21 protein-coding genes, 3 tRNA genes and 1 pseudogene are annotated in these 24,295 nt (G+C 65.9%); 14 read left to right on the forward strand and 11 right to left on the reverse strand.

Features of this window, described 5'->3' with window-relative positions; genetic code table 11:
• Positions 1-11: 11 nt before the first annotated feature.
• From HLA91_RS09790 to HLA91_RS09800, 3 genes are all read right to left on the reverse strand, one after another.
• Entirely contained in the window at positions 12-818 is an 807-nt protein-coding gene (locus HLA91_RS09790; RefSeq protein WP_170274544.1) for a putative hydro-lyase, read from the reverse strand.
• Positions 819-820: 2 nt separating this feature from the next.
• Positions 821-2,125, reverse strand: a complete 1,305-nt coding sequence (locus HLA91_RS09795) for an NRAMP family divalent metal transporter (RefSeq protein WP_170274514.1) — start codon at positions 2,123-2,125, stop codon at positions 821-823.
• Between the two features lie 164 nt (positions 2,126-2,289).
• Entirely contained in the window at positions 2,290-3,591 is a 1,302-nt protein-coding gene (locus HLA91_RS09800; RefSeq protein WP_170274515.1) for a DUF418 domain-containing protein, read from the reverse strand.
• 89 nt (positions 3,592-3,680) lie between these two features.
• Between HLA91_RS09800 and HLA91_RS09805 the strand changes: the two genes are divergently transcribed.
• The 6 genes from HLA91_RS09805 to HLA91_RS09830 all read left to right on the forward strand — a co-directional run bounded on the left by HLA91_RS09805 (position 3,681) and on the right by HLA91_RS09830 (position 9,053).
• Positions 3,681-4,349: a TetR/AcrR family transcriptional regulator gene (locus HLA91_RS09805; protein ID WP_170274516.1), complete on the forward strand. Its 669-nt coding sequence runs from the start codon at positions 3,681-3,683 to the stop codon at positions 4,347-4,349.
• Between the two features lie 195 nt (positions 4,350-4,544).
• Positions 4,545-5,366, forward strand: a complete 822-nt coding sequence (locus tag HLA91_RS09810) for a transporter substrate-binding domain-containing protein (protein ID WP_170274517.1) — start codon at positions 4,545-4,547, stop codon at positions 5,364-5,366.
• A 153-nt stretch (positions 5,367-5,519) separates the two neighbouring features.
• The gene (locus tag HLA91_RS09815; protein WP_170274518.1) at positions 5,520-6,311 is read left to right on the forward strand and encodes an ABC transporter permease subunit; all 792 of its coding nucleotides are present in this window, start codon (positions 5,520-5,522) and stop codon (positions 6,309-6,311) included.
• Between the two features lie 150 nt (positions 6,312-6,461).
• Positions 6,462-7,205, forward strand: coding sequence for an ATP-binding cassette domain-containing protein (locus tag HLA91_RS09820; RefSeq protein WP_170274545.1), 744 nt, complete (start codon positions 6,462-6,464; stop codon positions 7,203-7,205).
• A gap of 78 nt (positions 7,206-7,283) precedes the next feature.
• Complete coding sequence (locus HLA91_RS09825; protein ID WP_170274519.1) at positions 7,284-8,108, forward strand: ABC transporter substrate-binding protein; 825 nt, start codon at positions 7,284-7,286, stop codon at positions 8,106-8,108.
• A 213-nt stretch (positions 8,109-8,321) separates the two neighbouring features.
• A complete protein-coding gene (locus HLA91_RS09830) occupies positions 8,322-9,053 on the forward strand; it encodes a class I SAM-dependent DNA methyltransferase (protein ID WP_170274520.1) in 732 nt (243 codons plus the stop codon).
• A gap of 176 nt (positions 9,054-9,229) precedes the next feature.
• On the opposite strand, the gene HLA91_RS09835 is transcribed toward HLA91_RS09830, so the two are convergent.
• A complete protein-coding gene (locus HLA91_RS09835) occupies positions 9,230-10,501 on the reverse strand; it encodes a DUF819 family protein (protein WP_170274521.1) in 1,272 nt (423 codons plus the stop codon).
• Positions 10,502-10,854: 353 nt separating this feature from the next.
• Here HLA91_RS09835 and HLA91_RS09840 point away from each other — a divergent pair, with 353 nt between their 5' ends.
• On the forward strand, positions 10,855-12,192 hold the full coding sequence (locus HLA91_RS09840; RefSeq protein WP_170274522.1) for an MFS transporter: 1,338 nt from the start codon (positions 10,855-10,857) through the stop codon (positions 12,190-12,192).
• A 72-nt stretch (positions 12,193-12,264) separates the two neighbouring features.
• On the opposite strand, the gene HLA91_RS09845 is transcribed toward HLA91_RS09840, so the two are convergent.
• A complete protein-coding gene (locus tag HLA91_RS09845; protein ID WP_170274523.1) occupies positions 12,265-13,515 on the reverse strand; it encodes an ATP-binding protein in 1,251 nt (416 codons plus the stop codon).
• A 281-nt stretch (positions 13,516-13,796) separates the two neighbouring features.
• On the opposite strand from HLA91_RS09845, the gene HLA91_RS09850 reads away from it, so the two are divergent.
• Genes HLA91_RS09850 through HLA91_RS09860 form a run of 3 tightly spaced genes read left to right on the forward strand, consistent with a single transcriptional unit; the run spans position 13,797 to position 17,934 of the window.
• Entirely contained in the window at positions 13,797-15,533 is a 1,737-nt protein-coding gene (locus HLA91_RS09850) for a thiamine pyrophosphate-dependent enzyme (RefSeq protein WP_170274524.1), read from the forward strand.
• Positions 15,534-15,564: 31 nt separating this feature from the next.
• The gene (locus tag HLA91_RS09855; protein ID WP_170274525.1) at positions 15,565-17,259 is read left to right on the forward strand and encodes an amidohydrolase; all 1,695 of its coding nucleotides are present in this window, start codon (positions 15,565-15,567) and stop codon (positions 17,257-17,259) included.
• 60 nt (positions 17,260-17,319) lie between these two features.
• Positions 17,320-17,934, forward strand: coding sequence for a YigZ family protein (locus tag HLA91_RS09860; protein WP_102162083.1), 615 nt, complete (start codon positions 17,320-17,322; stop codon positions 17,932-17,934).
• 122 nt (positions 17,935-18,056) lie between these two features.
• Here HLA91_RS09860 and ybaK read toward each other — a convergent pair whose 3' ends face one another.
• Both ybaK and HLA91_RS09870 read right to left on the reverse strand, forming a co-directional pair.
• On the reverse strand, positions 18,057-18,557 hold the full coding sequence (ybaK, locus tag HLA91_RS09865) for a Cys-tRNA(Pro) deacylase (protein WP_102162084.1): 501 nt from the start codon (positions 18,555-18,557) through the stop codon (positions 18,057-18,059).
• A 186-nt stretch (positions 18,558-18,743) separates the two neighbouring features.
• Positions 18,744-19,163 (reverse strand): metallopeptidase family protein, encoded by a 420-nt coding sequence (locus HLA91_RS09870; protein WP_170274526.1) that lies wholly within the window; start codon positions 19,161-19,163, stop codon positions 18,744-18,746.
• 218 nt (positions 19,164-19,381) lie between these two features.
• Here HLA91_RS09870 and HLA91_RS09875 point away from each other — a divergent pair.
• From HLA91_RS09875 to HLA91_RS09885, 3 genes are all read left to right on the forward strand, one after another.
• Positions 19,382-19,454: transfer RNA gene (locus HLA91_RS09875), tRNA-Glu, on the forward strand.
• A 43-nt stretch (positions 19,455-19,497) separates the two neighbouring features.
• Positions 19,498-19,571: transfer RNA gene (locus tag HLA91_RS09880), tRNA-Asp, on the forward strand.
• Between the two features lie 81 nt (positions 19,572-19,652).
• Positions 19,653-19,728: transfer RNA gene (locus HLA91_RS09885), tRNA-Phe, on the forward strand.
• A gap of 83 nt (positions 19,729-19,811) precedes the next feature.
• Here HLA91_RS09885 and HLA91_RS09890 read toward each other — a convergent pair.
• Both HLA91_RS09890 and HLA91_RS09895 read right to left on the reverse strand, forming a co-directional pair.
• Positions 19,812-20,834, reverse strand: a complete 1,023-nt coding sequence (locus HLA91_RS09890; RefSeq protein ID WP_170274527.1) for a tyrosine-type recombinase/integrase — start codon at positions 20,832-20,834, stop codon at positions 19,812-19,814.
• A 143-nt stretch (positions 20,835-20,977) separates the two neighbouring features.
• Positions 20,978-21,547 (reverse strand): CGNR zinc finger domain-containing protein, encoded by a 570-nt coding sequence (locus HLA91_RS09895; RefSeq protein ID WP_170274528.1) that lies wholly within the window; start codon positions 21,545-21,547, stop codon positions 20,978-20,980.
• 130 nt (positions 21,548-21,677) lie between these two features.
• Here HLA91_RS09895 and HLA91_RS09900 point away from each other — a divergent pair, with 130 nt between their 5' ends.
• Positions 21,678-22,709 carry an EamA family transporter gene (locus HLA91_RS09900; protein WP_338076767.1) on the forward strand — a complete coding sequence of 344 codons (1,032 nt, stop codon included), beginning with the start codon at positions 21,678-21,680 and terminating at the stop codon, positions 22,707-22,709.
• Positions 22,710-23,017: 308 nt separating this feature from the next.
• Here HLA91_RS09900 and HLA91_RS09905 read toward each other — a convergent pair whose 3' ends face one another.
• Complete coding sequence (locus HLA91_RS09905) at positions 23,018-23,896, reverse strand: replication initiator (protein WP_338076768.1); 879 nt, start codon at positions 23,894-23,896, stop codon at positions 23,018-23,020.
• Positions 23,871-24,173, reverse strand: a pseudogene (locus HLA91_RS09910) (integrase core domain-containing protein); the annotation flags it as partial. The gene HLA91_RS09905 and the pseudogene HLA91_RS09910, both read right to left, overlap by 26 nt.
• Positions 24,174-24,295 lie beyond the last annotated feature (122 nt).

The following is a 24,295-nucleotide window of genomic DNA, read 5'->3' on the forward strand; positions in this document are numbered from 1 at the left end:
GGAACCTGGACTTAGGGGACCTGGAACTCGGCATCCCGGGCGTCAGTGATGAGCATCTTCCCGGGTGAGTGGGCGATCGCGATCTCCGGGCGGGCGGCCAGCAGCGCGGCTTGCGGGGTCACCCCGCAGGCCCAGAACACCGGCAGATGCCCATCCGGGATCGTCACCGCATCGCCGTAGTCAGGGTTGCCGAGGTCGCGGATGCCGATCTCTGCCGGGTTGCCGATGTGCACCGGTGCTCCGTGCACGGCCGGGTAGCGGGAGGTGATGCGCACCGCCTCGGCGACCTGGTTCGCCGGCAGCGGGCGCATCGACACAACAAGCGGGCCTGAGAAGATCCCGGCCGGTTCGGTGTCGATCGAGGTGCGGTACATCGGCACGTTGACGTTCTGGCTGATGTGAGCGATGTCAATGCCGGCGGCCAGCAGCGCGGTCTCGAAGGTGAACGAGCAGCCGATGAGGAAGCTGACGATGTCGTCTCGCCAGAACGCGGTGGCATCCGTGACGGTCTCGGCGAGCTCACCGTTCCGGTAGATCCGGTAGGCCGGCACATCGGTGCGGATATCCCCGCCTTGAAGCAGCGGCGAGCTCGTCTGCCCGGCTTCGAGCACTCCGACGATCGGCATCGGCTTGGGGTTGCGCTGGGCGAAGAGCAGGAAGTCGAAGGCATGCTCGCGCGGCACAGCAAGCAGGTTCGTCTGCGTGAACCCCGGGCACAGGCCGGCGGTCGGCCGGTCGAGACCGGCCCGGAAGGCCGCCCTGGCCTGCGCAGGTGAGGTGAACGGGGAGCCCGCCGGTGCCTCGGGAGCGGTGTCCATCGTCATCCCTGCCAGAGTGCGGCGATGCCGGTGAGCGAGTTCCAGCCCAGCCAGATCGTGACCAGCCAGGTGAGCGTACCGAGGGCGGCGAGCCACTTGGGGTACTGGTAGCCGTGCAGCAGGTCGCGGCGGGCCCAGGCGACCCACAGGACGACGGCGAAGCCGATTGGCAGGATGAGGCCGTTGAAGGCGCCGGCGAAGATGAGCAGTGTCTGCGGGGCCTGGTCGAGGATGAGGAAGGCGGTCGCGCACACGGCAATGAAGGCGATGGTGAGCAGGTTGCGGGTGCGCGCGCTCGTCCGCTGGGTGGTGACGAAGCTGATCGAGGTGTACGAGGCGCCGATGACCGAGGTGAGGCCGGCGGCCCACAGCACGACACCGAAGACGCGCAGGCCGACTTCACCGGCGGCGGCGAGGAACGCATCGGCGGCGGTGTTGTCCTGCGACAGCGTCACGCCGCCTGCGACGACGCCGAGGATGGCGAGGAAGAGCAGCACGCGCATGACGCCGGTGATGATAATCGAGAGCACCGAGACCTGGGTGATGTGGCCGACGTTCTCACGTCCGGTGATCTTCGAGTCAATGAGGCGGTGGGCGCCGGCGAAGGTGATGTAGCCGCCGACGGTGCCGCCGATGAGGGTAGTGACGACGAGGAAGTCGACCTCCTCGGGCAGCACGGTGTTCTTCAGCGCCTCGCCGACCGGCGGCTGGGAGACGATGGCGACGTAGAGCATGAGCAGGATCATGATCGCGCCGAGTGCGACGACGATGCGGTCGAGTGCGACGCCGGCGCGCTTGGACAGGAAGATGAAGATCGCGATGAGCGCTGAGACCGCGCCGCCGATCTTCGCGTCGATGCCGAGCATCGCGTTGGTGCCCAGGCCGGCACCGCCGATGTTGCCGATGTTGAAGATGAGCCCGCCGACGAAGACGAAGGCGGCCATCACCCAGCCGATACCCGGCAGCACCCGGTTGCCCAGTTCGTTGGCACGCAGCCCGGTGACGCCGAGGACGCGCCAGACGTTGAGCTGGATGGCGATGTCGACGAGCAGGGAGACAAGAATCGCAAACGCGAAGGCCACGCCGAGCTGGACGGTGAACACCGAGGTCTGGGTGATGAAGCCCGGGCCGATCGAGGAGGTGGCCATGAGGAACATGGCCCCGAAGATCGCGGTGCGACCGGTCGCCCCGATGGTGACGGCCTTCTTCGCATCGGCCGGTGTGCCGTTTGCCGGGGCGGTGTCGCCTGGCTGGGCTGTGTGGGCGCCGGTGTGATCGGGCGTGGGGTCCGGGGTGTGGCTGCTCATCGTGCTTCCTCGCTCGGGTGGGCGCGGGCGGCACCGGTGCGGTGGCTGCCCTGTGACGCGACACACTCTAGCAATTGTTCAACAATGAGCGCGAGGGGAGGGGGTGTGGACAGGGACCGCTGCGCGGTTCGGTTCGCGCCGGCGCCGAGGCGGTGGCTGGGTAGTCAGGTGAGCTTCTGAAGTGCCAGGTGGGTGAGCCATTCGAGGGGGCCGCGGGTGGCCGGTCCGCGCACGCCGCGGCGGGCGGCGATCGCCTGCCAGACGAGTGCGAAGGCAATGACGGCTGCGAGCACGGCAACGAAACCGGTGATGGTGAGCGCCAGGCGGGCATCGGGGAACCGGCCGGCGAGGTCGAGACCCCAGCCGAAGAACAGGGCGCCGGCGAGCAGGTTCTGGCCGACGTAGACGCTCAGCGACATCCGCCCGGCGGCCGCGCACGCCGTCTCGATGACCCGGGGGATCCAGCGGTGCAGGCTGGCATGGGCGATGAGGGCGAGCAGACCGACGGCGACGAGGCTGGCGGTGAGGTAGCGCTGGGCGACGACCGCCGCCGGGGAGCCGATGATGCCCAGCAACAGGTCGACAGGTGCGGCAGCGGCGCCGATGAGCAGGCAGCGGCGGCGCAGCCGGGCGCCGCCTGGGGTGAAGATGCCTCCTGCGAACAGGCGGGCACCGATGAGGAAGAGGCAGATGCCCATGGCGAGGGTGAAGATCGGTTCGGCGCGGAAGATGAGGCTGTTGTCGAGGCGGAAGACGGCGAGTTCAGTGAAGCCGGCCTCGCGGTAGGGGTTGACGCCGTGCCACAGCGGCCAGTCGGCGGCCGAGCCGGTGAGCTCGGAACCGGCATCACCGTTGGCGCTTCCCGGCTGGGTGAGCAGCAGGAGGCTGAGCAGGCCGATGCCCAACACATGGAGGACCCCGGTCACCCAGGCCCAGATGCGCGTGCTGCGTGGGGAGGTGGCGATGATGCCGGCGATGATGAAGCCGGTGACGGCATAGCCCATGAGCACGTCGAATTCGGCGATGAGGATGAAGTTGATGAGCCCATCGAGGAACAGCAGCCCTGCGCGCGGGGCGTAGGTGCGCAGCCAGCCGCGGCGCCCGCGGCGCTTGCGCCAGGCGGTGAACTGCAGGAACACGCCGATGCCGAACATCATCATGAGCAGGGAGAGGAACTTGCCGTTGCTCAAGGAGCTGAGCACCTGGAAGGCCAGCGTCTGAGCACCTGCGGGAATCCCGGCGAGGGGATCGAGGAGGGAGCCCAGCAGGCCAGCGGGGTGGGTGAAGAGCCAGATATTGGTGCCGAGCGTGCCGAGCACGGCGGCACCGCGGGCGATGTCGAGTCCGGCGATGCGTCGGCAGCCAGGGGCAGCTGCGACGTCACGAGCGGAGGCATCAGCGGGACTGGCTGGCCGGTCGTCACGAACGGCGGGAGCCGCTGCCCCGCGGGTGGGTGAGGTCTTCATAGCCGAAACAATACAGTCGTATGGTCAGGTGTGCAATACGCTTGTATTCCCGGTGCGTAAGCACCGTGACCGCCGACAGAGAAGGATCCATGAGCACCAGCAGAGACCACATCGTCGAGGCGATCGTCACCGTCATCGCTGCAGGCGGCATCGAGAAGGCCACCGTCCGCACGGTCGCCAGTCAGGCCGGGGTGTCGATCGGCGCGGTCCAGCACCACTTCCCCAGCAAGGCCGCGATGCTGACCGCAGCGATGGAGGCGATCTCGGATGCTGTCACCGCCGACATCGAGGACTACCTCAGCACTTTGGAACCAGCCGGCACTCCTGCCGAAGCGGCCGGGCAGGCCGCCTCAGTGCTGCGCCACCTGTCCTTCATGCTCTGCTCGATCAGCGAGGACGACCTCGCTGCCGCCGGCATCTGGCTCGACTTCGTCGCCCTGTCCCGTGTCACCCCCTCACTCGCCGAGATCCACGCCCGCACATGGGCCCAGCTGCGGAAGCAGATGAGCGAACTCGTCACGGCAGCCCACCCGCACCATCCCGATCCCGAGGCGGCGGCCGGGTGGGCGCTGGCGACCTTCGACGGCATCGCCGTCTCCAGGGTGGCCGAGCCGCAGTTCATGACCGGCCCGCGGGCTGCAGCCCTGGCTGAGCGGACACTGGCGGCGATCGCCACGGAGGCAGTCGAGGCCCCCGGAACCGGCACCTCGGGAGCGGAGCCAGCCACCGCCTCGGCACCGGTGACCGGCACCGTCTGAACCACCGCCTCGGGCACGGGGATGAGCGGACACGATTTGGACACAATCACCGGTGCCGCACAGCCGCCAGTGACTTGTGACATGCTTCACGATAAGCTCATCGGCACACCGCACTTTCGGTGGGCGCCGGAGCACCGGCGCCGGGTTCGCACCACCCGGTGACAACCTCACCGCACCGCAACCAGGAGGAATTCCGTGAAGCGATCCTTGAGCATTGCTGCCCTGACGGCGGCATCAGTCCTAGTCCTGTCCGCCTGCGGCGGCAGCGGCGGAGACGACGGCAACGGCGCCGAAGGCTTCCAGCCCGTCTCCGGCGGCAAACTGACCCTGTGCTCCGACATCCCCTATGAGCCGTTCGAGTTCACCGACGAGAACAACGAGACCGTCGGCTTCGACATCGACCTGGCCAACAAGCTCGCCGAGCGTCTCGACCTCGAACTCGACGTCGTCACTACCGGCTTCGAAGCCATCGAATCAGGCTCCGCACTCGACACCGCGCAGTGCGACCTGGCGCTGTCGGGCATGTCGATCACCGAAGAGCGAGCGACGAAGTTCGACTTCTCCCACAAGTACCTGCTCGACAACCTCGGCCTCATGGTCACCAAGGAATCGGGCATCACATCACTCGATGAGCTCAAGGACAAAGAGGTCGGGGCTCAGCAGGCGACGACCGGTGAGGCGTATGCCAAGGACGCCGGAGCCAAGGTCGTGCAGTTCGAAGATTCCGGCCTGCTGACCCAGGCGATCACCTCGGGCCAGATCGACGCTGCGGTGGCGAACCTCTCGACGATCTACGCCGCCACCCAGGCCAGCGACAAGCTCGAGCTCGCCGAGGACTACGACACCGACGAGGCACTCGGCGCCGGCTTCAAGAAGGGCAACACCGAACTTGCCGATGAGTTCAACACGATGCTCGGCGAGATGTTCGAAGACGGCTCGTACGACGAGCTCGTCGACGAATGGTTCGGCGAGGTCGCCGATGCCGCGAAGGTCCCGGAGGACCAGCGCGGATCCTGATCCTGCTGCCCCGCACCCGAGGCGGGCCGACGCACTGACGCCGGCCCGCCTCGGGCACGGCAGGGTTGACACACTGAGCGAGCGGCCAGCCGGCGGCGCGAACCGCAGCCGGGGCGGCAGCACGACTCCACCCACCCCACAAGGAGCTTTACGGTGGCAATGACTATGCGCCAGCGGGCACGCATGTCCCGCGGCATCCAGTACGCGATTCTCATCATCGCCGTCATCGTCGCGGCATTCCTCGCCGACTGGGGCACGATCTTCGGGAAGTTCTTCAACCCGCAGGTCATGGCCGACCAGTTCCCCGGCATCATCACGATCGCGCTGAAGAACACCCTCATCTACACCGCCCTGGGCTTCGTGCTCGGACTGGCGCTGGGCATCCTGCTCGCGCTCATGAAGATCTCCTCCGTCGGGCCCTACCGGTGGCTCTCGACCCTGTACATCGAGTTCTTCCGCGGGGTCCCGGCTCTGCTTGTGTTCATCGCGCTGGGCTACGGCATCCCATACGCCTTCGGCATGCGGATGGACACGTACCTCACCGTCATGCTTGCGCTGGGCATCGTGTCGTCTGCCTACATCGCCGAAACCCTGCGCGCCGGCCTGCAGGCCGTACCCAAGGGCCAGTACGAGGCGGCCCGCTCACTGGGCATGACGCACTCGCGGGCGATGATCACGATCGTCATCCCGCAGGCGTTCCGCATCATCCTGCCGCCGCTGACGAACGAGATCATCCTCATGACGAAGGACTCCTCGCTCATCTACCTGCTCGGCCTTGCCGCCAGCCAGTACGAGCTGACGAAGTTCGGCCGCGAGGCGATCACCGCTCCCGAGGCGGGCCTGACCCCGCTGGTGGTCGCCGGTGCCTGCTACCTCGTCATCACCGTGCCGCTGGGCATCCTGGCCCGGAGGTTCGAGTCCCGTACCGCCAAGATCAAGAAGTAGGTGCCACCTGTGTTCAACAACGAAGCGAATGCCGCGGCGGGCGGCACCGGATCCCACTCCGCCTCCGAGGCCCAGACCGCCTCCGGTGCCCAGGCCGCCTCCGGTGCCCGCGCAGCCGCCGCCACCGCCGAGCAGGCCGCCCGTTCGGGCGTGACGATCAGCGACCTGCACAAGTCCTACGGCGATGTCGAGGTGCTCAAGGGCATCAGCCTGACCGTCGCTCCTGGAGAGGTCGTCTGCCTCGTGGGCCCGAGCGGTTCGGGCAAGTCGACACTGCTGCGCTGCATCAACGTGCTGGAGACCGCGAACTCCGGCCTCATCGACGTCGGCGGGTTCATCGCCACCGACCCGGACATCGACCTCGACGTCATGCGCCGGCACGTGGGCATGGTGTTCCAGGCCTTCAACCTGTTCCCGCACATGACCGCCATCGAGAACTGCTCGATCGCTCAGCGCAAGGTCCTGGGACGCTCGCAGTCGGCAGCCGATGAGGTGTCACGGGCGAGCCTGGAGAAGGTCGGCCTCGGCCACCTGGCCGATCGCTACCCCGACCAGCTCTCCGGCGGTCAGCAGCAGCGCGTGGCGATCGCGCGTGCGCTGTCGATGGAGCCCTCGCTCATGCTCTTCGACGAACCGACCTCCGCGCTCGATCCCGAGACGGTCGGTGACGTCCTCGACGTCATGCGCAACCTCGCCGATGAGGGCATGACGATGATCGTCGTGACCCACGAGATGCACTTCGCCCGCGAGGTCGCCGACAAAGTCGTCTTCATGGACGGCGGGGTCGTCGTTGAGGAGGGACCCGCCGCCGAGGTGATCGGCAACCCCCAGCACGAGCGCACCAAGTCCTTCCTCGCCCGCGTCCTGAACCCCGGCGGACTCGACGAGCACTAGGCAACCACCGCCTCGGGAACGGGACACCCGCCTCGGGAACGGGCCCGGGGCGTGAAGTCCACCAGCACAGGAGACGACATGACACGCACACGGCACCTCACCACACTCACCGCACTGGCTGCCGCCGGAGCCCTGATGCTCTCCGCCTGCGGCGGAAGCGGATCCGGCGCGACCGACGGCGGCAGCGACTACCAGCTGGCCAAGGACGGCAAGCTCATCATGTGCTCAACGCTGCCGTATGAGCCCTTCGAGTTCACCCGCGATGGAGAGTCGGTCGGATTCGACATCGACCTGGCGAAGAAGCTCGCCGAGCGGCTCGACCTGGAGTACGAGCTCGTCGACACCGGGTTCGAGGCGATCGAGTCGGCCTCGGTGCTCGACACGCAGCAGTGCGACATCTCGCTGGCGGGCATGACGATCACCGATGACCGGGCGACGAAGATGGACTTCACCGACGCCTACCTGCTCGACAACCTCGCGCTTATGGTGCGCAAGGACTCCGGCATCACGTCGATTGCCGAGCTCAGGGGCAAGGAGGTCGGCGTCAAACAGGCGACGACCGGTGAGAAGTACGCCCAGGAGCAGGGCGCGGAGACCGTGCAGTTCGAGGACAACACGATCATGATCCAGGCGATCAGCTCCGGGCAGGTCAACGCGATGGTCTCGAACGTGTCGATGATCTACTCTGCCGTACAGACTGATGACAACCTGGAGCTCGTCGAAAGCTACGACACCAACGAGCAGCTCGGCGCCGCGGTCGTCAAGGGCAACGACAAGCTGGCCGAGGAGTTCAACACGATGCTCGGCGAGATGTATGAGGACGGGTCGTATGACGAGCTCGTCGACGAATGGTTCGGCGAGGTCGCTGATGCCGCGCGGATCCCGCCAGACCAGCGCGGCTGAGGGCGCGTGGCTGCTGGGCCGTGGGTGCTGGGCCGAGGGTGGCTGGAGCTGCCGATGGCCCTGAAACTGGCCGCGGCTCAGTGCCGTGAGAAAAGTTAGTAAAGTTGTTCATGGTTTTTCGAGCAGAAACCATGAATAGCTTTACTAACTTTCTCTGGTGATGGCCGGGGCGGCTTCTGACAGGACACGTTCGATGCAACTGTGGAGGAACCAATGACCGATAACGCTTACGCACATCCGCGATTGGCGAAGCTCTACGACGGCTTCGAAGGTGACCGCTCCGATCTCGACTGCTACGTCGAGGTGCTCAGCGAGGCGGGCGTGCGCTCGGTACTCGACGTTGGATGCGGCACCGGAGTGTTCGCACTGCGGCTCTCCGATCTGGGCTTGGAGGTCACCGGGGTCGATCCCGGCGCCGGCATGATTGATGTCGCGCGTGCCAAGCCTGGCGCGGATGCGGTGAGGTGGATCGTCGGTGAAGCCGCAGACGCCCTGCCGATTCAAGTCGATGCGGTCACGATGACGGCCAATGTCGCGATGGTCTTCACCTCCGACGATCACTGGGAAGCGACGTTACAGGCCATTCATGCCGCGCTGCGGCCTGGCGGGCTCCTCGCGTTCGAGTCGCGCAACCCCGCCGATCGCGGTTGGGACCGGTGGGGCCACCCTTATATGGAGATGGACGTAGCAGACGAGAGGATCGTGACATCGCAAGAGGTCACCTCCGTCAACCTGCCGCTCGTGACGTTCGTCGACACCAACCGGTTCCTCAGCGACGGAGAAGTGCTGACGTCCACGTCGACGCTGCGGTTCCGGGAGGAGGCGGAGATTCGCACGTCCCTGAAGGAGTGCGGATTCACCGAGATCGACGTTCGCGATCTGCCCTATGCCCCGGGCCGCGGCTGGCTCGTCGTCTGCCGGAAGCCTGCGGGAGAAAGTTTGTAGAGCTACTCATCTGATCCGGCCCTCAGAATATGAACAGCTCTACAAACTTTGCGCGGACAGGGTTCGCTCCGGGGATTCGCTGGTCAGACTTTGGCCCTGCTGAGTGCTTCAGAGGGTCAAAGTGTGACCAGTCTTCAGAGAGCCCCAAGCAGGCCTGAACCAGCCGAGTTCAGCGATCAGGCAAACGCGGCGAGCACCTGGCCGACGGCCAGTCCGAGGAAGGTGCCGGCGAAGGCGCCGATGAGGGCGAAGAGCACACCGACCGGGACGAGCTGCCGGTTGAAGGCGCTCGCAACGACCGGGGCTGAGGCCACTCCACCGATGTTGGCCGTCGACGCCACGGCGATGCTGAACAGCTCGGTCTTCGTCGCCTTGGCGTACAGCACCATGAGCACGAGGTGGATGAGCACCACCATGACGCCGGCAAGCAGGTACAGCGGCGCCTCGACGAGCGAGGTGAAGTCGGAGTCGGCGGCGATGACGCCGATGATGATGTAGAGCATGATCTGGGCGACTTCCGAAGAGCCGGGCATCTTGCCCCAGCGGGTCGAGCCGATGATGAGGCCGAGGACGGAGACGATGAGGATCGTCCACGTCGTCGAGGTCACGACGACGCCGATCTCCGGCAGCAGACCGCCGATCCATGTCGCCGCAGCTGAGGCGAACAGGCCCAGGGCGAGCACCCGGAACAGGGAGACGAGATCGAGAGTCTCCCCCGCCTCGGCGCCGGTGGCAGCGGGCGCGCCGGCGGCGGTAGACGCACCGGCCGCGGCAGGCGCGTCGGTGGCGGCGGGTGCACGGGTGGCGGCGGTGGAAGCGGTCGCGCCGGTGGCGGCGGGTGCTGTGGCGGAGGAGTGGACGTCGAGATAGGATGTGTCGGCTTTGGTCCAGGCGTTGAAGCGGTCGGAGACGGTGACCGAGGAGAACATCACGAGCAGCCACACGGAGTAGATGATCGTGTCGACGATGAGCACGTGGCCGAAGACGTTCTCCGGGGCATCGAGGATCCCCTGTACGGCGACCATGTTGGCCGATCCACCGGTCCACGAGGCGGCGAGCGCGGACAGGCCCTTCCACGCCTCGGGGTCGAGCAGGCCGCGGAAGACGAGGAACGTCAGCACGAAACCGAGCAGGATCGACAGGGCCGAGGCCGCATAGGTCAGCAGCAGCTTGGGGCCGAGCTTGATGATCTGGCGGATGTCGCACTGGAAGAGCAGCAGCATGATCATCGCCGGCAGGAGCGCGTCCTTGACCCCGCCGCCGACGTCGGTGATCGAGTCGGATTCGCCGAAGACGCCGATGGTGTTGAGCAGCGCGGCGATGAGGTAGAGGAACACGAAGCCGGGCACGAATCTGAAGACACGCACTCCGCGGCGCTTCTCCAGGTAGACGAGGACGGCTGAGATGGCGATGAGCAGGCTGAGGAAGAGGAATCCGTCGGTGATCATGAGGGGCTCCGGTTGGGGATGTGAGGGGCGGGTGCTCGGTAAGCGAAACCGGAGCTGAGGAGCCGCCGGCGTCACTGCCGAGCACGTGCCACGTTAGCAGGTGCGGGCATGTGACGCTGAGAGGAGCTGGGATGACCGCGCACAGTGCAGCTGCACAGTGCATCGGCACAGCATTGCGGTTCGGATCTCATGTTTGTGCATCGGCACAGCTTCGCGGTTCGGATGTCACGTTTGTGCTTCAGCCCACACATGAGCCGGGCAGAGAGAGTAACGTGGTCCGGGGATACGCCTGTGCTCACGGCGCCCCGGCGCCCTCGCGGCCAGCCGCAGTCACCTACGCTTCAGGAGATCCAATGTCAGATCAGGCCGGCCCGTCCGAGACCGCCTCAGCGCGCGCCCCGTACATCGAGGTCGATGAGACCACCGCGCGCAAGGCCGCGACCGCCGCGCTCGTCGGCACGGCGATGGAGTGGTACGACTTCTTCCTCTTCACCACTGCGGCGGCCATCGTCTTCAACGTCCAGTACTTCCACTCCGAGGACCCGGCGATGGCCACCATCCAGTCCTTCGCCACGATGGGTGTCGGCTTCGTCGCCCGCCCGATCGGCGCTTTCGTCTTCGGCCACCTCGGCGACCGGATCGGCCGTAAGGCCGTCCTCATGATCACGATCATCGGCATCGGCGTGGCCACCGGCCTCATCGGCCTGCTGCCGACGTACTTCCAGATCGGCATCTGGGCGCCGATCGCGCTCGTCGCCCTGCGCATCGTCCAAGGTCTGGCCGTCGGCGGCGAATGGGGTGGCGCGGTCACCGTCGCCGTCGAGAACGCCCCGCCCGCCAAGCGCGCCCGCTACGCCGTGTTCCCGCAGATCGGCTCCCCGATCGGCACACTCATGTCCTCCGGCGGGTTCTTCCTCATGGCGGTCATCGTGCCCACCCAGGCCTTCGACGCCTGGGGCTGGCGGATCCCGTTCCTCGCCGCGATCCCGCTGCTGCTCGTCGCCGTCTACATCCGCAAGCAGCTGGAGGAATCCCCGATCTTCCGCGAGCTCGAAGAGGCCGGTGAGAAGGAGTCCGCCCCGGTCCTCGAACTGTTCCGCAAGTCGTTCCCGCAGGTGCTCGTCGGGATGGGCGCGAACTTCCTCGGCGTCGGCGGGTTCTTCCTCGTCACCACCTTCGTCGTCTCCTACGGCACCGGCGTGCTCGGCATGACCAAGCCGCTCATGCTCGGCGCAACCCTGGCCGCCGCTGCCATCGAGATCGTCGTGCTCATCTACTTCGGTCGCCTGGCCGAGCGCCTCGGCGTCTCCCGCGTGGCGGTCATCGGCAGTGTCGCGACGATTGTCATCGCCTTCCCGATCTTCCTCATGATCGAATCGACCGTCCCCGTGCTCGTGATCCTCGGCGTCACCATCGGCGTGGCCTGCCTGTCGATCCCGTACGCCGTCAACGGTGCGCTGACCACCGCACTGTTCCCGCCCTCGCACCGCCTGTCCGGTGTGGCGATCTCAGCGAACCTCTCAGCGATGGTCTCAGGCTTCGTGCCGATGCTCGCGACGGTGTTCCTCGCCGCGACCGACAACGCCTGGTGGCCGGCCCCGGCGATGCTTGCCGTCATCGCCGCGATCACCGGCATCTGCTCGCTCATCGCCCCGCGGGTCTCCGAGGACATCCCCGGCTACCTGCGCTGAGTCGATTGGCTCCGGCGGCCCGGGGGCTGCCGTTCCCGAGGCGGTGGCCGACGGCCGACGCTGCGCCCGGCGTCACGGCCCCAGCAGCGCAAGCGGCACAACGGCGATCCCATCGGGACGGCGGTATGCCGTCGTCCCTGTGGTGACGACCACGAGGTCTGCAATCCGGTCTGGAATCTGGTCGCGCAGCCACAGTAGATGTCTGACGTCTGCAGGGGAGACACTGGGCGTGAGTTTGACCTCGCAGCCGACGACCTGCCCATCGACGCCTTCGACGATGAGATCGACTTCGCGATCTCCGCCATACATCCGCAGATGTCTCACGCGGGCTTCCGCGGCTTGAGCAGCGACTTTTACGCTCAATGTGACAAGCGATTCGAAGAGGGGACCCAGCATATGCGAACCCGTTCTCCCTACCAGGGAACCAGCAGACAGGCCCAGCAGTCGTGCCGCCAGCGCAGGGTCGGCGAGATGGTGCTTGGGTGCTTCCTGGAGTCTGCGCAGATCATTGTGTGCTGGCAGCCAACCAGGAACCGGGTCGAGCAGCCACAGCCGGGTGAGGTGCTCCCGATACGCCATTGTGGTCGTCTTCGCCGGCTGTGAACCGTCGCCTCCGGTGGTGGCATCGAGTATTTTCGAGTAGGCCGTCGTCGTGGACACAGCCGCCGCATAGGCGGCAAGCCACCGGCGCAGCACCTCTGGACGACGCACACGAAAACCCGAATCCGGAAGCTCACGGTCGATGATTCTGTCGATGTAGGAGTCGAGCATTGCTCGTCTGACTCGCGGCGCGGCCGTCATGACGCCCGGGAATCCACCAGCGGCGATGGACTCTGCATAGTCGGCGACGGTGAACTGGGACTCCCCTTCGATCGCGCGCTGCTCCCCGCTCAGCAACGCAGCCAACGACACGGTGGGTGTCACGGCGCCTCGCTCATGCAGCGCCATCGGCCGCATCCGGAGCGAGAGGATCCGTCCTGCTCCGCTATGCGTACCAGCGGCATCCGTTGGAGTCGCCGACCCTGTCAGGAGAAACCGGCCGGGTTCAGCTCCGGCATCGACCCGCCGGCGGACTGCATCCCATACCTGCGGGAGCTTCTGCCATTCATCGATGAGCAGCGTGCCTTGTGGCACTGCTGAAAAGGTGAAGTCGGCGGCGGCGATCTCTCGCTGCCCAGGGTCATCGAGCATCCACTCTGTGGAAGCCCGCCGAGAAGCGGTATCGGTCTTGCCGACGCCCTTGGGGCCGTCGATGGCGATAGCCGGCGCCATCGACATGAGATCGTCCAGCTCCGTATCAATCGTTCGACGCTGATAATCCATGCACTGCCCTTTCCGCACTCTGCGCGATCACCCGCACTCGTTGCCCGAGTGCCAACGGCAGCCCGTTGACACTACCATCTACGACACTCGAACACTCCCTTACACGACACTTATACACTACCATCCACGATACCTGAACACTACCATTCACGATCGCACGTGAAGCGGTTCCGACCTGAACCCAGAACAACCCGGATTCTCCATCCAGACGACGGCGGGCGCGCTGCGCGCCGGACGGCACGGCCCTGCACGCGGGCTGGAATCTGTGATTGAGTGTGGGTATGACGCGCATCACCTCCACTGCTGACTCCTCCCCTGCCGCCTCCGCCCAGGACTCCGCCGCCGGCCCCGATGCCCCCGCCTCCCGTTCGGCTGGGCACCTCATCGTCGCCCAGCTCGAAGCCGAGGGCGTCGAGCGCATCTACTGCGTGCCCGGCGAGTCCTACCTCAATGTGCTCGACGGCCTGCACGATTCGACCATCCGCACCATCACCTGCCGGCAGGAGGCCGGTGCCGGGTTCATGGCACTGGCCGAGGGCCGGATGACCGGCCGGCCGGGCATTGCGATGGTCACCCGCGGGCCGGGTGCGGCCAATGTCATGATCGCCGTGCACACCGCCTACCAGGACGCCACGCCTCTCGTCATCTTCGCCGGCCTCATCCCCACCGACCACCGCGGCCGCGAGGCCTTCCAGGAGTTCGATCTGGCTGGCTGGTTCGGCACGACGGTGAAGAAGACCCTCATCCTCGACCACCCCGATGAGGCCGCAGCCCTCGTCGCCGATGCGATGCACACCGCCGCCTCCGGCCGGCCCGGCCCGGTCATCGTCGGTCTCCCCGAGGACCCGCAGCTCATCACCACCCAGGCGGACACCGTCACCCCGCGCCCCGTTCCCGAGGTGGTGCCCACCGCCGCACAGATCGCCTCAGTCGCCGAGGCGGTCGCCAGAGCCCGCCGCCCGGTGCTCATCGTCGGCGGCGAGCGCTGGGATGAGCAGTCCTCCCGCACGGTCGCTGACTGGGCGGCCGGGCTCGGGATGGGCATCATCGCCGACTTCCGCGCCTACGACGGCATCGACCATGATGAGCCGCACTACCTCGGTGCGCTCGGCTTCGGTTCGGCACCCCTGACCCGCAAGGCCTTCGACGAGGCCGACCTGCACGTCTACCTCGGCTGCCAGCGCACCGATGTCTCAACGAACTCGTACTCGATCGGCTGCAGCCCGGACCACACGATCGTCATCAGCCCTGATCCTGACCTGCATGCACACTTCGGGCCGGTCGATGAGCAGATCATCGCCACCACCCGTGGCTTCGCCCAAGCACTCACCAGCACTGACGCAACGACCGGCACCGAGGCGACCACCGCCTCGGGAACGGAGACGAACCTGCCCGACTGGGTCACCGAGACCCGGCAGCGGTTCCAGCAGTGGCGCGAGATCCCAGCACCGACTGGTGATGAGGACCCGGCCTATGTTGATATGGACACCGCCTTCGGCGAGGTGCGCCGCCTGCTGCCGGATGATGCGATCATCACGTATGGGGCGGGCAACTACTCCGGCTGGGCCTCGCGCTACCTGCCGGTGCACAGCTTCCCGTCAGTGCTCGGCCCGCGCAACGGGGCGATGGGCTTCGGGATGCCGGCGGCGGTGGCGGCTGCGCTCGTGTGCCCGGACCGCCCGGTGCTCGCCGTCGCCGGCGACGGCTGCTTCCTCATGAACGGCCAGGAGTTCGCCACCGCGGTCGCCCATGACCTGAATATCACCGTCATCATCAACGACAACAGCGTCTACGGCACGATCGTCGGCCACCAGGAGCGCGACTATCCCGGCCGGCCGGAAGGCACTGGGCTGAAGAATCCGGACTTCGCCGCCTACGCCACCGCCTTCGGCGGCGCCGGATTCAGTGTGACCCGCACTGAGGACTTCGCGGCCGCCTTCGAAGCGGCGCTGAACCATCCGGGTCCTGCGCTCGTGCAGGTGCGCACTGACCCGGCGATCCGCTTCACCCGCAGCTGAGCGGCCGGCAGCCAGACGAAGGAGGTCTGAGATGCGACTCGACACGATCATCCGCAATGCCCGCATCCACACGATGGCCGGTGATGGCGCGCCCGCGCCCGAGGCGGTGGGGATCGCCGGTGGCCGGATCGTCGCCTTCGATGATGAGCTGGAGGGCTCGTACGCCTCGGCCGGCGAGGTCGTCGATGCCGCCGAGCTGACCGGTGATGCAGGCGGTGCTGGCGGTGGTGCGGGTGCGGGTGTGCCGACGGTGGTGCCCGGGTTCATCGACGCGCACTGTCACACGACGTGGTTCGGGCTGACGCTTGCCAGTGTCGATGTCGAGAACTGTCCCGGCGGCCTCGATGAGGTCTACGGCCGGCTGGCCACGGCTGCCGAGAAGCTGCCTGACGGTGAGTGGGTGCAGGCGACCGGGTACTCCCACCACGACTACGGTGGCGCCTATCCGGACCTCACCGTCCTCGACCGGATCACCGGTGGCCGGCCACTGTTCATGCGGCAGGTGAGCGGCCATTCGGCGATCGTCAACACCGCCGCCCTGCGTGCTGCCGGAATGCTCGAACCCGGCTACACGGATCCGGCCGGCGGCAAAGTCGTCCGCGACGCCGACGGCCGCCCGACCGGGCTGGTCGAGGAGACCGCGCAGACGCAGGTGCAGGATCTCATCCGGCCGTATTCGGTCGAGACGATCGTCCACGCCCTCGACCTGGCCACCGCCCACTACGCGAAGGAGGGGATCACGAGCTTCGGTGAGGCCGGGATCGCCGCAGGCTGGATCGGGCATTCGCCGCTGGAGGTCTACGCCTACCAGCAGGCCCGCCAGGCCGGGCTGCTGCGGGCGCGTGCCCAGCTCATGCCCGTCATCGACGCCCTCCACCCAATCCACGGCCACGCCGCCGACACCCCGGAACTCGGGCTCGACCTCGGCATGGTCACCGGGTTCGGGGATGACGAGATCCGCATCGGCCCGGTCAAGATCTTCATGGACGGCGCACTGTCGGGCCGAACCGCGGCACTGCACGAGCCCTATGTCGGCCAGTCCGATGCCGGGTACCTGCAGGACGACCCCGAAGTGCTGCGCGCCCAGACCCTGGCCGCCTACCGGTCCGGCTGGTCAGTGGCCGTCCACGCGATCGGCGACCGGGCTGTCGATGAGGCGATTCACAACATCACCGCAGCCGTCGATGAGTGCGGGCCACGGGCGTTTCCCAACCGGATCGAACACGCCGGGATGATCCGCACCGAGCAGCTGCCTGTCCTTGCCGAGTACGGCATCGCGGTGACCCCGCAGGCGGCGTTCTTCGACAACATCGGCGACGGCATGCTCGACGCGATCGGTGAGGAGCGCGCCCACCTGCTCTACCGCGGCCACTCCTTCCTCGAGGCCGGCGTGACGCTGGCCGGCAGCTCGGATCGGCCGTGCGCGGAGGGCAATGTGCTGCGCGGCATGCAGTTGTTCATGACCCGCCTGACCCGCTCCGGCCGCGTCTCAGGACCCAGCCACGAACGCCTGTCCGCGCACGAGGCGCTGGCAGCCTACACCTCGGGCGCGGCTGCCGCGATGGGCATGACCGGCACACATGCCGGCCGGGCCGGTGAGCTCACCCGCGGGGCGCTGGCCGACCTCGTCATCGTCACCGGTGACCCGCTGGACACCGCTGCCGAGGCGGTGACCGGGCTGGGTGTGAAGGCGACGATGCGCGGCGGGCAGTGGACGCACCGGTGAACCGGCCGGCACTCCAGCGTCTTCCCAGCGCGTGAGTCGCTGGCGGCTACAGTGGCACCCATGGGCTATCAGACACTGCGTCGGGAGGCGCATGCCGAGATCGAGATCAAGCGCTCGCGCTTCATCGCCCGCGTCGTTCCAGTCGAGACCGAGGAGGCCGCCCGTGCGGTCATTGAGGAGCAGCGGGCTGCGCATCCGAAGGCTCGCCATCACTGCACGGCCTTCATCCTCGATGCCGATGGGCGCACACAGCGCTTCAACGACGACGGCGAGCCGGCCGGTACGGCCGGTGCCCCGATCCTGGAGGTGCTCACCGGCCATGAGCTGACGTATGTGGTGGCGGTGGTGACCCGGTACTTCGGCGGCACGCTGCTGGGCGCCGGCGGGCTCGTGCGCGCCTACGGCGGGGCGGTCTCCGCGGCACTCGAGGACGCGCAGGTGGTGACCCGTACGCTGCTGACCCCGGTGACGGTTGAGTTGAACTATGCCACGGCGGCTGCCGCCCAGCGGCAGGCCCAGCAGGCCGGATGGGAGGTCATCGACAGCGACTACAGTGCCAGCGTGCGGCATGTCTTCGCGGTGCCAGCTGACGAGGTGGAAGCGTGTGCAGCGATGCTCGCTGACGTCTCGGCAGGACTCGCCGCTCCCGAGGTGGGGGATCCGGTCTATCGCTAGGCCGGCTGCAGTGCCGGATCGGTTGGTGTCACTGCGCCGGCTGGTCGGTGCTCGGCTGGGAGCAATGCCGGTGGGGATCAGTGCCCGTCTGGGACCGGTGTTCGGCTGGGATCGGTGCGTCGTCAGTCGAGGCTGGCGATACGGGCGACCTGTGCATTGGTGAGCATGACGAGGTCATCGGGACGCAGTTCGATCTCCAAGCCGCGGCGGCCGGCTGAGACGTAGACGGTGGAGAAGTCCTGAGCGGAGAGATCCATGACCACCGGCGAGGAGTTGCGCTGGCCGAAGGGGCTGACGCCGCCGATCATGTAGCCGGTGCGGCGCTCGGTTTCGGCGATGCCGGTCAGCTGAGCTTTCTTGCCGCCGCACACGCCGGCGATCGCCTTGAGATCAAGCTGTCCGGAGACGGGCACAAGTGCGACGACTGGTTCCTGATCGACGTGGATCATGAGCGTTTTGAGGATTCTGCCGGATTCGACGCCGAGCTTCTCTGAGGCTTCGGTGCCGTAGCGGCGGCGGGCCGGATCGTGGTCGAACTCATGAACCGAGTAATCGATGCCGGCGAGGTTGAGCACGCGCAGGGCGGGGGTAGCCGCGGCGTGTGATCGAGCTGCAATCGACATGGGTGTTCGCTGCCTCCTGCCTGCCGGGTCAGTCGGGGACCTGACGGTTCGGCGGGCCGGTGTGTAGGTGCTGATCGGACGGGTGGACGACAGCTACTTTAAATGACCGATCAGTCCGATGACCAATCTTTTGTCCGTCCCCGACAATCCGGTAGGAGATCAGGGGCGGATCCAGAAGCGTTTTTGTCAGCCCCAGCCGAGTTCGTGGAGGCGTTGGTCATCGATGCCATGATGGTGGGCGATCTCGTGGACGATCGTGGTGAGGATCTCCTCGCGCAGCCGTTCGGCCGTACGGGAGAACTCGATGAGGTTGATGCGGTAGAGGAAGATGACGTCTGGGGGCACAAAGGCCCACGGGTCGCCGCGCTCGGTCAGCGGGATGCCGTCGTAGACACCGAGGATGTCCGGTTCCTCCGGCGGGGGCTCGTCCTCGGCGAAGAGGACGACATTGTCCATGTAGTCGAGCACACCTTCCGGCAGCTCGCCCATCACCTCGTCGACGAGGTCGTCGAAGATCGCGTACAGCGCATCGAAGGTCGCATCGTCGATCGGCTCGAGTGACTCGTGCTCGCCGGGACCCGCATGATCAGGGTGACCGCATGTCATGGCCTCAGTCTACTGAGACACCTCAGTCCACTGAGGCGAGCCGACTGGCAGGCGGAGTGAGCGAGGGAGCGCGGACCACCTCGGGTGCGGTGAGCGACATCACAGGAAAAGTCCGCCGACCCGTTTTGCAAATCCACCGAGCGGTGCGCTAAGCTATCGGAGGTTCATGCGCCGGACAAACCGGAGCTGACAGCCTCATCGGGAGACTGATGCGGGAGGCCCCCATCGTCTAGTGGCCTAGGACACCGCCCTTTCACGGCGGCGACACGGGTTCGAATCCCGTTGGGGGTACGTGTAGGATGGAGTTCGCCCCATCCGGCACACAAATGAATAAGGCCCTGTGGCGCAGTTGGTTAGCGCGCCGCCCTGTCACGGCGGAGGTCGCGGGTTCGAGTCCCGTCAGGGTCGCGGAGCAATCGGCTCTTCTGTTTCAGAAGAGCCTTTGTTCTATCAGCAGGCAGACGAGCTGCGCTCGCTGCCAGCGGATCTGGCTCTGTAGCTCAGTTGGTAGAGCGTTCGACTGAAAATCGAAAGGTCACCGGATCGACGCCGGTCGGAGCCACCAGAAGAACCGAAACTAGGTGTCTAGAGCAAAACCCCTGGTCAGAGCGGAAATCACCACCGCACAGGCCGGGGGTTTTCGCTTGCTCAGACCTCATCTGCCACTGACTCACCGTGACCTCCTTGCGTAAGCTCAGACATGGACCCGTAGAACCGTTCGACCGTGCGCCGCGCAGCCTGCTTGCCCGCTGTCGTGTAGAGACTCGTCACCGCGAGAGACGAGTGACCCATGAACTCGCGGACATCGTGGGCAGGGATACCGGCATCCAGCCACGCCGTCGCCGCGTGATGCCGCAAGTCGTGCCAGCGGAGACCCGGACGTACCTCGTCCCGCAGCTGTCGCCAACGCAGCTCGCGCGCCAAGTTCGACGGGTGCACCGGCTTACCAAGAGGACTCGTGCACATCAGCGTGCGCGGGTCTGCCGCAGCGAGGTCAACCCCGTGGGCCTCGATGCTATCCAGCAGCTCTGGCAGTATCGGCACGTAACGCGGCTTCCCGGACTTCGTTGTCACTCGGTGCCCTTGCCGGTCCAACTGCGCATTGACCAACAGCAACCGCCGTTCCAGCTCGGCCTGCCCAACTGTGACTGCGGTAGCTTCCGAGAGCCGCAGCCCGGCGTATGCCATGAACCCGAACAGCAGCCGATAGCGGCGCGGGACCACCGTAAATAGCTGCGACAACTGCGTTTCTGTCAGCGCGTACGAGTCACGCGGTTCCGCCTTCTGCCGGGGCAGCTCAATCTGCTTCGCAGGATTCGCCCATATCAACCGTTCGCGCACCGCCCGCTGAAGAATGCGCGAGAGCACAGCCCTCGCATCCGTCTTAGTCGAACGAGCCCCTGACCACGAGAAGTACGCGTCCTCAATATCCATCGGTGACAGCTCATCCAGCCGATAATCACCCAGCGACGGACGGACGCGCAGCCGCCAGCCAATTTCGTATGACGTCCGTGTTGACTTCGAGACCTGACGGAGCACCGCAGGCAGATGCTCAGCGCCAAAATCTGCGAGAGTTGGTAAGGTCGCCGCTCGTGTCCCTTTTAGTGTTTGCTCATCGACTCGGGTGAGGGCACCCGGCAAAATGCTGCGCATTTCACCGGCTATCGACACGGCCCCGGTCATTCGCTCTGCCGCACCCACAGCAGACTCCCGTCCTCAAATTTCCCCATGAGGTTGCGTGTCAACGACGGCTGAATTTTGACCCCTTAGCGACGGCTGAATTTTGACCCCCTGTTGTTGTGGTTGTGTTGGTTTCAGTCGTTTTCGGTTAGTAGTTCGCGGCGTGTTTTGGTGCGGTAGGTCGCCACATGGACGCGGTTGGCGCAGTTGCGCAGGTCGCAGAATCGCTTCGACTTGTTCTTTGTCAGATCAGCGAGCGCCGCGGTGCAGTCGTCCGCCGCACAGGTGCGGAGACGTCCCAGGTCGCCTGAGCGGATCAGGTCGGTCAGCACCAGTGCAATGTCAGAGGCGACGCGCTCGCCCAGAGGAGCGGCGTTCCCCGCTGCGTGCAGATGCCAATCCCACTCGTCGTGACGCACAAGTTGCGGGAACGTGCGGATCTCTCGGAATGTCGCGTTGATCGCGTCGACCACCGCGGTCACATCATCGTCTAGAACGACTCGGAAGCGCTCACGCATTGTCGCTACCGCAGCGACATCGAACGCTGAGGCCTCCAACGACCCGGTGAAGTCATGCACAGTGACGAAGCGCTCCAGTTCCTCCGGTGCGGCGAGCCGATCGTCCGGGCCCCTCACTCCGGGCCCGGTGTTCAACAGATCGACCAGCATGGACAGGTTCGCCCGAACATCGTGACTGAAGCGCATACCTCTATGTTACCCGAGTGAGACCGGAGGCTACCAGCTTATAGACAGTGTTTTTACGGCTTCTGATAGAATACAAACAGTGTCTATCAGTTAATAGTCACTGTCTATGTCAGCTCGAAGGGATGGTTCTGTGCACTATCGCGTGGTGGCTGGGTTCGTGTTCATGCTGGCCTCGGCGTTTTTCTTCGCCGTGTCCGGCCCGGTGGCCAAGGCCCTCTACGAGATCGGCTGGACGCCCGGCTCGGTGGTGCTGACCAGGCTGACCGGCGCAGCACTGATCCTCCTGATTCCCACCCTGATCGCCCTGCGAGGGCTCTGGGGCGAGGTGCGACGCAACTGGAAGCCGATCGCTGTCTACGGCGTGGTCTCGATGGCCGGGGTGCAGGCGTTCTTCTTCCTCGCCGTTGAACACCTCAGCGTCGCCGTTGCCGTGCTGCTGGAAGTGATGGGTGCCCCGTTGATCGTGGTGTTCTGGCTGTGGGCACGCACGCGCCAGCGCCCCAGCGCGGTAACGGGCATCGGGGTCGTCATCTCGCTGATTGGTGTGGTGCTGGTGCTGGACTTCCAGAACTCGTCACTGAGCTGGTTCGGGGTCTTCATGGCCGTCGGTGCGGCAGCGTGCTTCGCGTTCTACTTCCTCATGGCCGCCAACCAGACCATCGAGATACCACCCATCGCATTCACCGGACTGGGTATGAGCGCGGGCGCGCTCGCCGCGCTCATCATCAATCTCAGTCAGGTCATGCCTGCCCAGTTTGCCAACGCCAGCGTAGACTTCGCGGGCACGCGCATGTCCTGGTTCATTCCCGCCCTCCTGCTGGTTGTGTTCACCGTCGGGGCGTACGTCTGCGGGTTCCTCGGCCTGCGCTACCTCGGAGCCACCGTGGGATCGTTCGTGAACCTCACCGAAGTGCCCGCCTCAGCCATTGCCGCATTCATCCTCCTCGGCGAACTCCTCACCCGGCAGCAATTCCTCGGCGGAGGCATCATCCTCGCCGGAATCGCACTCGTCAAATGGGGTGACCTGAAGGCACAGCCGCGACAAGAGCCGCCCAAAAGAGTGACACTCCAAGAGGGCGACGCGGACACCAGCACACGCGCCACGACCGCTCCACTCACGACGCTTCCGACCCCGTCCGACAAATACCTCAACGGCTCTTAGCCTCGATCCACCGCTATAAGGGGCTTCGTTGAGAATTCGGGCAAGGACTTTGCGCTGGCCCGGCGACAGATCAGCCACGTTCTTGCCTTCGCAGGCCAGCGCCCACCACACCGTGTTCTTCATCGCGCACGCGCCGCACGTCCGTGGCGAGACCACGCCGAACTCGCCCATACGCGGAGGGAAGTCCCAGCCTGCGCTATAGGCCTCATCCGGGGTCAGCACGGCGCTTGTGCTGCACACCTCGCACCAGTGCTCGAATGGGTCCATACGGCCACGTTATCGCCACAGGGGGCACTCTGCTGTTCCGGTTAGGGCTCCGACCCCGAGGCATAGACGCCGTGGAAGAACACTTCCCGATGGATAGCCAGCGCCTCATCCATGCTCATGCACGCCAGGCCCGCGGGTTCGTCACTGAGACTCATCGCGTGCGCCTTGGCCCAGGCACGCCGCTGCTCCTGGAAGAACTTCCGCCGCAGCACAGTCCACCCCTTCGACCGCGAGACCGCATGAGAACCGGCACCCATCGACCGATGCCGCCGATGACCACAATCTCGCCCATGACACTCCCGCGTGCACGCCATCTCATCCCGCGCAGCACGGGTGAGAGTATCCGCATGGGCTACAGCCTCCGGCGACCGGTTCGATACCGCCTCAGCGGCCAGGTCTTTCGCCACGTAACCGAGCACCTTGCCGAGATAGCTGATCGCCCGGCGGGCCTGGTCCGGCTCAATCCCCAGAATCCGAGCGTCAACCTGGCGTCCCCACCGGACTACCGAATCATCCACCGCGCTAGAGGCCACCACCCCGGCACACGTATCTTCCAGCAGCGACACCAACGACGACCGCGACACAGACAGGTGCTCAATCCGCAGCAGCACATGGAAGTGCAGGACACCCCTCACCTGCCACTCACGGACAGCGCCATAGTCGAACCGATCAGGCAACGCACGGCGCAGCGCAATCTGCGTATACCGCCACAACTCGCTCACATCACGGTTGAACCTGACCTGCCCGGCATAGTCGTAGGCCTTGGCATCGACCGGCACCCCACGCAGCACCCGCTCACTCTCGCTATGCCGACGCCCGCACGCGCACCGCTTCGCCGCCTGGCCTGGCTTCGGTACACGATGAACCTTCCCTGAACCGTCCTGGGTTTCGTTCCTAGATGGTTGGTAAAGACAGTTCATCGTTGGTGAGGCTTTCGGCGTATTGGGCTTCGACTTCTGCTGGTGTCTTGTAGCCCAGTGCTTCGTGCAGCCGGGTGGTGTTCCACCAGTGGACCCAGTTCATGGTCGCGAACTCGACATCGGTCAGGCTGTTCCAGGCCGGCTGGGAGTAGATCAACTCGGCCTTGTACAGGCCGTTGACGGTTTCGGCGAGGGCATTGTCGTAGCTATCGCCGACTGTTCCGACTGATGGGGTGATTCCTGCGGTGATGAGGCGTTCAGTGTAGGCAATGGGGACTGCTGAAGGTTTGGTTGACTTCACGACTGGACAGATTCCAGGAAGGATAGAAGTCATGCCCAAGATCTACACAGATGAGTTCAAGCAATCAGCGCTCGATCTCGTCAATGACGGAATGACCC

Source organism: Brevibacterium luteolum (genome assembly GCF_013004595.1).
In the GTDB taxonomy this organism is placed as follows: Bacteria; Actinomycetota; Actinomycetes; order Actinomycetales; family Brevibacteriaceae; genus Brevibacterium; species Brevibacterium luteolum.